Raw genomic sequence first — 9,383 nt, 5'->3', positions numbered from 1 at the left:
TTTCTTATAAGTTGGCGGACTCATTACACTTTCTGGTATGGGTAACTTTCGCACATCCTCTAGTTTACTTTCCTCAAACTCACGAATGTACTTAGCTACTGTGTTCCTTGATTTTTTTGTAATTTTTGCAATACCCCGTTTACTTTTACCCTCCATGTACATTTTAATTATTTTCTGTTTCTGGTCCAACGTGATCACTCCTGATATCCCCCTAATATGTCATTAGGGTTAATTGTCTATCAAAAGTGGCTCAGTTTTCAATTAATATGGTGGCTCACTTTTACGTTACCAAATACATTCTCTGTATACAATTGTTTTCGAGTCTTTAAAAAGTCTCTTATCATTTGGTATCGAAGCTGGAAGTTCAACTTTATGTTCTTTTACAAATAGTGCAATTTTCTCACTTATATTAATAAGAATTTCTCTTTCTTCTTCAGGAAGTTCAGTCTGAAGTTTATCAACAAAAAATGTAGGCATTAAGGATACCCTAATATTAAATGGAGTAACTTCAATATCATAGGAGGTCCAACCCATTTCTATTGGAAATACTGATATGTACAATGTCTCTAAGTTAGATTTATTTATTGTATTAGATTGGAACGTCCATTCTTTAAACACTATATCCTCTTGAGGAAAATCTCCACTAAAAACTAATTTATTTATTACTAATGAGATTGAAATATTTTTCACCAAATCAAATCATGCCCTACATTAAAATACCGAATATTTTAATATCAATAAAATCATTAAGAAAATTTCCTTTAAACTATATCCCTCGTTCTGAAGAATAGTAATTGTGGTTGTTAAAGCAGTATAAATTGCAAATAAAAAAGCAGCAAATGCTATAACCCAATTAAACAGATTACCCTTTTTATTAAACTGTTCTTTTTTTGCATTTTCAAGACTATCAATTATGTCCATATTATTAGAAATCGTTGTAGACAAGAGCTTTTCATAGCGATCCAATTGATTATATTCTTTTAATATAAGGGCTTCGTTATCTCTAATTTTAATCATAAGCTGTTCATCAGTGAATAAATTTAACACCCTCTTAAACCTTGCTTCTTTTGTCCTAATTTCATAAGTAACAATTTTATCATCATCAGTAGAAACCTGATTTAGTTTGATGTCTAAATTGTTGATTTTTGTTTCACGTAAATGTCTAGCATACCCCTTATAGAATTCCCCTAGAACAGACAAAGCATGGTTGTATTTGTCCTTTATAATTGAAAGCAAAAAACGTAGTATGGATAGTACAGTTTTTTCAATCTTATAGTTGAGTATAAGATATTTTTTTATTAATTCAACAATATCTTTTATATCAGAAACATTATTGGAAGTACGTTTAGTAACACTTTCCACACTCTTTATCCTTTTTACCCCTAATATAGTTTCTAACTTATTAAATTCTTTATTACGAAGGTCTATCTTTGACTTCCAATATCTCCATCCAACTTCTGTATTATAACCCTTGCTGTCTACATAGTTATCAATTTCTCTTAAACGATATATATTTAAACGTGCCTTTTGATAAGCAAAAAAAGCTTCTTCTATATTAATGATTTCATGATATTCCCTGATAACGTAGTTAGTCATAGATAAAATCCCCCTATAATTGCCTATCTTTATATTATCGCATAATGAAGCCTCATCCGACTTTTCCTAAGAATACTAAATATCCTATGTGTTGTATGCCAATATAAACTTTACCTATTTTCCCAACTAATTAATAACAATCACCATGATCATGGAAAATATTCAATTCAAATAAAACGTTTGATTAGAAAAAAACTTTAACCAAACGTCTGTTTAAATCCAGAACAACGCTTTTTATTAAACGAACTAGTTTTTTTGATCTAGTTTTGTCGAGGAACTGTCACGGCCTCAATGTACTTCTACTAGACAAATAAATAAAAACTAGGTACCTACAAAAATTGACTTGTTTTGATACTAATTAAACGATTGAGTAAAACTCAGATGATTAAGATGAATAAAGAGGTTTTTTTATAAAAATGGAAAGAAATTCATCATCATTTTAAGAATCGCACTAATACCATGTGCTAACTGTCATAGAATAACCATTAAGTACTACGACCGGCAAAATACTCCCTCCAAAACTTTACACGGGTTTTCCGCAAATAGGAATACTAACCAACCAACTTCATATTCAGTATTTTCTACACTTTCACTACAATAAAGCAAAAGCCTTTCAACCTTAGACAAATCCAAAGTTAAAAGACCTCCATACTTAATCTTTACTGATATCGCTTAATTTCCCTTTTACGGAATGGTTTTAAATGGTAGAATCCTAATGGTAAGTAACATAAAAAGGAGAAGCATAAGTGGATCAAGTTAATGAAAAAAAACCATTAGAAGAATGGATTAATAAGTATAAAGAAATCATATTTAGAAAAGGCGTTGATTTGACGACAATAATAAGAATTGCCATATGGATAGTGGGAGTACCTAATTTAATCTTCATAATAGGCTATCTATTATTATATGGACTTTTCTTCGGTGGATCTGAACAATCTTTAATAGAAATGGTAATCAATTATGTTCCATTTAATTACTTTACATGTATTCTTGTTGGTGTCGTATTCATAAGCGTTACAATATTCTTCTGGGCATTTTCACAAATTTTCAAAAATAAATTACTCCCGAAACTACCTTCTTTTTTTGTATTTCTTTTGTTTTTTTTCGGACTGAATATCAGTTTAATATTGATACTATTGTCACAAAGCTATATGGAGTTCAGCTATTTCGTTAAGGTATTTGCTATTTGGTTTGGTCCATTTGTTACAGCGATGGTTTTAATTATAGGTTATTCTTTTGGAAAATCTTTTTTCAATAATTATGGTTTAATCATTGCAGCCATTACTATGTCATATTTTGTTTTATTATTAATTTATTACTGGAACTGTTTAGATGGAATGTCCTCATCATTGACAAAGCTAATTAGTGGGTTAATAATTTTACTATTTTCCATACTAATATACTTTGTACTTAATAAATTTAATGATAATAAGAATAAATATGGTTTAATTTTAGGAATTTCATTTTTTACTGGTGATGCTATATCTATATTTAGTACAGATTTAAATTTAATTGTTGCAGTGATTTTTATTGTGTTTATTACTATTTTAATAGGTAATCTCATTTTTAGAAAAATAAAGTTAAAAAAGGAAAATGATCAGTATACGAACAATGAAAAAACTAATAAAAAGACGTTAACTAAAGAGCATTTTTTAGTTTATTTTTCTTTGCTAGGTAGTTTAGCCATTTCAGTATTATTCCCCATTGTTGCAACGATGGTATTTTCAACTGGTTCATACATTGGTGAAGTACTAAAAGTAACAGGAAACACTCAACCATCTTTAAATATATTAAACAATAATTTAAGTGGTCAAATCGTAGCGAAAGATGATATGTACATATATATTTCGTCAAATGAACGTAAACTGGTTGTTATAAGGTTTGAGAATGGCAACATACAAAAATTAATAGAAAAATAACGAGACAGGGGATTGTTGTCTCGTTTTTAAATTTGGAGTCTTATACAAACGGCTATCGTATGAGCCAACAGTTCGTTTGATTTCTTAGTAGTTGATTATAGTTAGACATGAGTTCACAAAGTGAGACTCTTCAAAATTTGCCTCTTATTGACACCAAAAACAGAGCTAGGTCAAGCATAGACCAGATGTGAAGTACCTTTTAGTGACTGCAAGCCTTTAGCGGAGCAAGGGGATCTAACCCCACTTCCAAATCCCACGGTTTAGTGGGTAGCTACCCGCAAGAGTCAAATCAGGTCATGTACACTCGCACCGAAAGGTGCAAGCATACATGACCTTTTTACTTCTTAAAATACTTCAATAAATGCACTAGAACCCTTCCTGCGCCACCATCCCACCCACACGTTACGCAAAAAAATCTCCACCGACCCTAACTTTTTCACCCCTTTTTCCCTATATAGAAGGTGAGGGCACGATGAGCCGTTCGAGGGTACCATCCCCCGAGCCCACGTTGTTTCAATCGAAAAAGGAGTGATTCAAATGAGTAAGCTATTAATTAATGAAGCCCCATTAATGATTGTTCCATCATTGGCTGTGAAAATTGGATTGAATGAAGCCGTGGTTCTTCAGCAATTACATTATTGGCTAGGAACGAGTAAGCACAACATCGAAAACAAAAAGTGGGTATACAACACCTATGAGGCTTGGCAGGAGCAGTTCCCCTTTTGGTCCATTAGTACGATTAAGCGGACGTTTCACTCGTTAGAAAAACTTGGGGTTGTCGTATCTGACAACTGGAATGCTATGAAACTGGATAAAACAAAATGGTACACAATCAATTATCAAGAACTACCGAAAATCGAGCAAAGGTATGAGCTATCCTCGTCTCAACCTGACCCATCTGAAGTCTCAGAATCAACACCAGAGCTGCTCAGTTTGAACCAAGCAATACCAGAGAGTACTACAGAGATTACTACAGAGAAAAACACTATGCCGTGTGCCGACATCATCCAATACCTAAACCAAAAAACCAACAAAAGATTCAAACCCGAATCCCGAAAAACAAAAGAACTCATTCAAGCCAGATTCACCGAAGGCTTTACACTGAAAGATTTTAAAAAGGTAATCGATCTAAAATCAGCCGAATGGCTGCAGGATCCTAAATGGAATAAATTCCTCCGTCCTGAAACCCTGTTCGGAACCAAATTTGAATCATATCTCAATCAGCAGCCTGGAAAAAGAATCTTGTCAGCGGAGGCGTTTAACCTTGAAGACTAAACACGAGACATACGCATTGCTCGGACAAATCTCCCTGTATTATGAACAGTTTGAAGTCACCCAGGAAAAAATTGATAGCTGGCATGAGGCATTAATCGATTTCTCTTACGAAAGCTTGCATAGCAATCTACTAACCTTTGTCACCCATTCCAGCTTTCCTCCGAAAATTTGCCATCTGACTTCGACATCAGATCAACCATCACGTGCGGTGCCTGACATGGTGGAGACGGATACAAGCTCAACGACCACCATCAGCCAGCAAATCAAGAAGTAATTCAAGCAGAGCAGTCTAAAATACGAAAGCTGCTTGGCATTCAGAGGGAGGAGTAAGATGGAAAACTACGGAGTAAACAGTCAAGCTGTGGAAGAGGCCTTTGTCGGATCCTTCTTTTTAGACAATGAACTTGCTCAGGATTGCCGGGTCCAACCAGAACAACTCTCCTCCCCCGTCTTAAGGAGACTGTACATGGTCATCCAGTCATTAACTAAGAAGGGAAAACCGATTGACCTAATCACCATTCTTGATGAAATTGGCGCTGAACAAATTTGTAATCTTGGAGGCATTACGTATATCGTTCAACTCGCTGGAAGAGTCCCTTCAATCGCCAACTTCCGCACATATGAAGAAGCCGTCCTCAGCCATGATAAACGCCGAAAAGCCCTAGCCTATGCGATGAATTTCAGTGAAAAGGCAAGAGATGGCGACATTGAACAGGTAGTGAGTGAAGGGATTCAACAATTATTGGAGCTTGAAGACCAGCAATCAGAATCGGAGGAGCTTGGTGACATTCACTCCTGTTTAATCGATTTATATAGTGAGGGGGAATCTGACCAAGGTGACATCCCTGGTTATCCCAGCGACTTTAAGAAGCTCGATAAGCTGACCGGCGGATTCCAAGAATCTGACCTGACCATCATCGGTGCACGTCCAAGCATGGGAAAGACGGCCTTTGCCCTTAATCTTGCACTAAACCATGCTTACAAGATGTCAGCATCATCTTCTCGCTAGAAATGTCCAAAATACAATTGCTAAAACGCTCCGCGGGTATTTGCGAAGAAATCAGCTCTGTCAAACTAAGGAATCCCTATCGTTCTTTTTCAGAGGAAGATTGGAGCAAATATTCGAACGCACTTAGAAGGATTGCAGACAGTCAACTGCACATTTTCGATAAAGCCGGCATGGATGTAAACTATATTTATTCGAAAGTGCGAAAGTTAAGGAAAAAGTATGGTGAGCAAGCACGGTTGCTCGTCGTCATCGATTATCTACAGCTCATCGATGGAGACATCAAGCACAAAGGAAATCGCCAGGCAGAAACCAGTGAAATCAGCCGCTTTTTAAAGAAGCTGGCACGGGAATTAGAGGTGAGTGTCATTGCCCTCTCGCAGTTAAGCCGGGGAGTCGAGGCCAGACAGGATAAACGCCCGATGCTTTCCGACCTCCGTGAAAGCGGCCAAATCGAGCAGGACGCCGACATGATCGCCTTCCTCTACCGCGATGATTATTACCATAAAAACAGCAAACAACCTAATAAAATTGAAATCATTCTCGCCAAACAGCGCAACGGGCCGATTGGGACAATTGAGTTAGAGTTTAATAAAGAGTATGGAAAATTTACTGACCGGGTATGACCTTATTACTGTCTACCTGAGTGTTTGGATGGAGCACCCTGTTTCTCAGATTTATTACCCACACACCTTTCGACTACTTTCGCTTCACTCACCTTCAACAAACGCCTTTATAACAGCATTTGTCATCAATTCAATCAATCGTTTGATTAACGAAAAAAACATTACATAATCGTTTGATTAAAAATAAGCAAAACCCTTTTGAAAAACGAACTCATGCTAGTTTTTTGGAGCAACTTTTGTCGAGGAACGGTCATAGTCTTCGACTAGCATTTCCTATAAGAATAGATAAAAACTAGCTATCTGTACTAAGTGACACGTTTTGATACTAATCAAACGATTGTGTAAAAAGTGAACAATTAAGATGAATAAAGGATTTTACTATAAAAATGGGTAGAAATTTGTCACCTTCAAACTATGGTGAGTGCAGCATGGAAACCACCCGTTAGAACTCAAATTCTTAAGTGGGGGTCCTTTTAATAGAGGCTAAACATTCATTCTGAGGTAATTGATTAACCACTCCTATCGGGGCGTCACTGTGACAATCCTAAGGTGCCTGTGCATCCATTTTCATGAGTTGATATCAATTGTTATAAGCTATATAATAATCGTATATAATGAAAAAGAGAAGTGCACTAACACTTCTCCCTGCAACCTCTACCGTCAGGGTGGTGGTTGTCAATGTTTAGTGTTTATGAGAACCACCCTTTTGCTTGCGACGGCGGGGTGGTTTTCTTTTTTTCTAGAACAGTTTTCCGAAAGAAATATGCACTTAATTCACGCATTATTCCCTTCAGAACTTCTCGTAGAATTTCAAGAAATGTTTCCATAATTATCACCTCCTTTCCTATAACAGAAAGAAGAGAGACAACCAACTACCCTCAAAATATTCAGTTTCTATTTATCACATTCTTACAATCTAACACTCTATCAATCTTCGACAAATTCCGGGGCGTCACTGTGACCAAGAGTTATTGGCAGTTACAAAGGCTTTCGGTAAGTACTGTATTGCTGGTATGACAAAGGAAGGAAAATGGATAAGACCAGTCCCAACTCCTACAATATATCCGCAAGATAGCGATAGATTCTGGTGTGCTAATCAGATTACTTTTGATGGGGAAATGGTTCAAATCGGAGATATAATTAAAATAGCCGGTTATCAACCTGACAGATTTAGATTCCCCAACCACACGGAAGACTTCATTACAAACACGATCCAAAAGGTAAAACACTTACAAATTAACAAATTAATAAGTTTTCTTACTAAGAATGCAGAAAGTTTTCAAGCCTTTCAAAATACCATTTCTGGACAAGCTCGGCGTAGTCTATGCATTATTGAAATAAATTCCTTCAATTTCACAAATGGAGATAATTATGGGGAAACTCGAATTAATATATTATTTAACCATCAAAAATATGACCTAAGAAATCCCTACACAGCAAATGGCGATTATAAACTTAAGGATATTCGGTGGGAAAAACTAATTAGTACAAATAATATTCCAACTACACAAATTAATAAAATGTTTATCTGTTTAGGCTTGGCTACTCCTTTTAATAACATAGAGTATCCTATGGTTATTGGCATAATTCCAGATTATGAAGTACCAAACTTAGTCGCTAATTAGCTGAAGAGGAACTTTAAATTAGGTTTGAATAGCCCCTCATGAGGTTCCAAAAAGGAAGTATCATTGCAATTGCAATGGTCCTTGATGAGGGTTGTCCACCTATTCTTCCTCGACAAATTTCGGGACGTCACTGTGACCAAGAGTTTATGGAGCGGGGGTCTGACCTCATAATTTAATCTATTAATCCTGAATAATAATGTCTACTTTTGGGTCGCAATGCACTGTGACCGTATTTAATACGAATATCGATGCACTTGGTTATCAGGCATAGCTCATAAGCACGTTTTAACACGGAAATACCTTTTTCATCCCAGCACTCATGGTCACCGAACTAATATTGGAACCGCGAAATCATCTAACCAAAACAAACTAATTACTGCACAACTAACCTATCAATCTTCGACAAATACCGGGGCGTCACTGTGACCATTCTTTGCTACACATAGTAGAATTGTTGCTCTACACAATTCCGAAGAAATCTAGCAATCATCTACAAGCATTGGGCATTAAGTGAAAATGATTTTCTACAAGTCAAAGATTTTGGACCAAACTGTGCTCGGAGGTTTTGAAATTGTCTCTTCTACTAGTTTCTTTCCCAAGATCTCTTGCATTGAAATAAGTGTATACTCCCCGTGCCCAGAAAATTCAGCATTAGCATTTTTGGAACATATACAAGTTTCCTTATCATGCATTCTGATAATATAAAAGGATTCTTCATGAGATAAATAAACTTTATATTTTATGTGTTTCTTTATAAAGAAATTGTCAATCCATCTCATCAAAGGTGATATTATCAGGAGAGATACTATGAAAACCGATAACCCTGAGACTATTGCAGAAGTTATATCTGAATTTTCGAATTCTAAACCCGTGGTGGTATTACCTTTTATCACAAGATTAAAATATGCAAAAGAAAAGCTCATTATTAACGCCAACAATACCGTATTAAAATACCTAACCTTTATTCTTTGTTCATCTGTAAAGAAAGTTCTTCCTAAAACAGATTTTGAATTAAGTGCATTGATTGGGATTAACACCCTGTAACCGTCAAGTAGTTTTGAACACTTTTTGCTAATTAATTTTGAACACTTTCCATATCGAAAATGGTTGCACGATGCTTAATTCTATAACTGTCATTATCATTAAGCTGTATAACTTCTACCCTATGTAGTAAACGGTCCAATATAGCTGTAGTAATGCCTTGATCTCCCATTAATTCACCCCATTCTTCTGGGCCTTTATTTGAGGTCAAGATAATTGAACTTCGTTCATATAGATGGTTAATTAAATGAAAGAAAAGGTTAGCCTCTCTTTGGTCCATTGCCATATACATTAA

At 35.7% G+C, this 9,383-nt stretch carries 12 protein-coding genes; 7 read left to right on the top strand and 5 right to left on the bottom strand.

The genetic code is table 11. The features are described 5' to 3' along the window. The 3 genes from BTR25_RS26105 to BTR25_RS26095 all read right to left on the bottom strand — a co-directional run. The coding region (locus BTR25_RS26105; protein WP_483295250.1) for a helix-turn-helix domain-containing protein at positions 1 to 198 on the bottom strand (198 nt) is incomplete at its 3' end. A gap of 87 nt (positions 199 to 285) precedes the next feature. After that, positions 286 to 693 carry a hypothetical protein gene (locus tag BTR25_RS26100; RefSeq protein ID WP_139311350.1) on the bottom strand — a complete coding sequence of 136 codons (408 nt, stop codon included), beginning with the start codon at positions 691 to 693 and terminating at the stop codon, positions 286 to 288. An 18-nt stretch (positions 694 to 711) separates the two neighbouring features. After that, a complete protein-coding gene (locus BTR25_RS26095; RefSeq protein WP_075690877.1) occupies positions 712 to 1,596 on the bottom strand; it encodes a hypothetical protein in 885 nt (294 codons plus the stop codon). Positions 1,597 to 2,342: 746 nt separating this feature from the next. On the opposite strand from BTR25_RS26095, the gene BTR25_RS26090 reads away from it, so the two are divergent. From BTR25_RS26090 to BTR25_RS28340, 5 genes are all read left to right on the top strand, one after another. Next, positions 2,343 to 3,515, top strand: coding sequence for a hypothetical protein (locus tag BTR25_RS26090; protein ID WP_075690876.1), 1,173 nt, complete (start codon positions 2,343 to 2,345; stop codon positions 3,513 to 3,515). 537 nt (positions 3,516 to 4,052) lie between these two features. Continuing rightward, entirely contained in the window at positions 4,053 to 4,790 is a 738-nt protein-coding gene (locus BTR25_RS26085) for a conserved phage C-terminal domain-containing protein (RefSeq protein ID WP_075690875.1), read from the top strand. Further along, positions 4,780 to 5,064 carry a hypothetical protein gene (locus BTR25_RS26080; protein WP_075690874.1) on the top strand — a complete coding sequence of 95 codons (285 nt, stop codon included), beginning with the start codon at positions 4,780 to 4,782 and terminating at the stop codon, positions 5,062 to 5,064. Before BTR25_RS26085 ends, BTR25_RS26080 begins: the two co-directional genes overlap by 11 nt. Positions 5,065 to 5,121: 57 nt before the next feature. Next, entirely contained in the window at positions 5,122 to 5,799 is a 678-nt protein-coding gene (locus BTR25_RS28345; protein ID WP_254842801.1) for a DnaB-like helicase N-terminal domain-containing protein, read from the top strand. 17 nt (positions 5,800 to 5,816) lie between these two features. Then, a complete protein-coding gene (locus BTR25_RS28340) occupies positions 5,817 to 6,422 on the top strand; it encodes a DnaB-like helicase C-terminal domain-containing protein (RefSeq protein WP_254842800.1) in 606 nt (201 codons plus the stop codon). Positions 6,423 to 7,111: 689 nt separating this feature from the next. Here the strand turns inward: BTR25_RS28340 and BTR25_RS27935 are convergent. Then, positions 7,112 to 7,249, bottom strand: coding sequence for a hypothetical protein (locus BTR25_RS27935; protein ID WP_175596902.1), 138 nt, complete (start codon positions 7,247 to 7,249; stop codon positions 7,112 to 7,114). Between the two features lie 144 nt (positions 7,250 to 7,393). Between BTR25_RS27935 and BTR25_RS26070 the strand changes: the two genes are divergently transcribed. Together BTR25_RS26070 and BTR25_RS26065 are read left to right on the top strand one after the other, a co-directional pair. Then, positions 7,394 to 8,047 carry a dual OB domain-containing protein gene (locus tag BTR25_RS26070; RefSeq protein WP_075690873.1) on the top strand — a complete coding sequence of 218 codons (654 nt, stop codon included), beginning with the start codon at positions 7,394 to 7,396 and terminating at the stop codon, positions 8,045 to 8,047. An 807-nt stretch (positions 8,048 to 8,854) separates the two neighbouring features. Next, positions 8,855 to 9,091, top strand: coding sequence for a hypothetical protein (locus BTR25_RS26065; protein WP_075690872.1), 237 nt, complete (start codon positions 8,855 to 8,857; stop codon positions 9,089 to 9,091). A gap of 31 nt (positions 9,092 to 9,122) precedes the next feature. On the opposite strand, the gene BTR25_RS26060 is transcribed toward BTR25_RS26065, so the two are convergent. Continuing rightward, positions 9,123 to 9,383 (bottom strand): ATP-binding protein (locus BTR25_RS26060; protein WP_175596730.1); only part of this gene is annotated, 261 nt, incomplete at its 5' end.

It is taken from the genome of Bacillus sp. MRMR6, assembly GCF_001940785.1.
Classification (GTDB): domain Bacteria; phylum Bacillota; class Bacilli; order Bacillales; family Cytobacillaceae; genus Neobacillus.
Note: the sequence above shows the minus strand (reverse complement) of the source record. Positions and strands in the feature narration are given on the sequence as shown.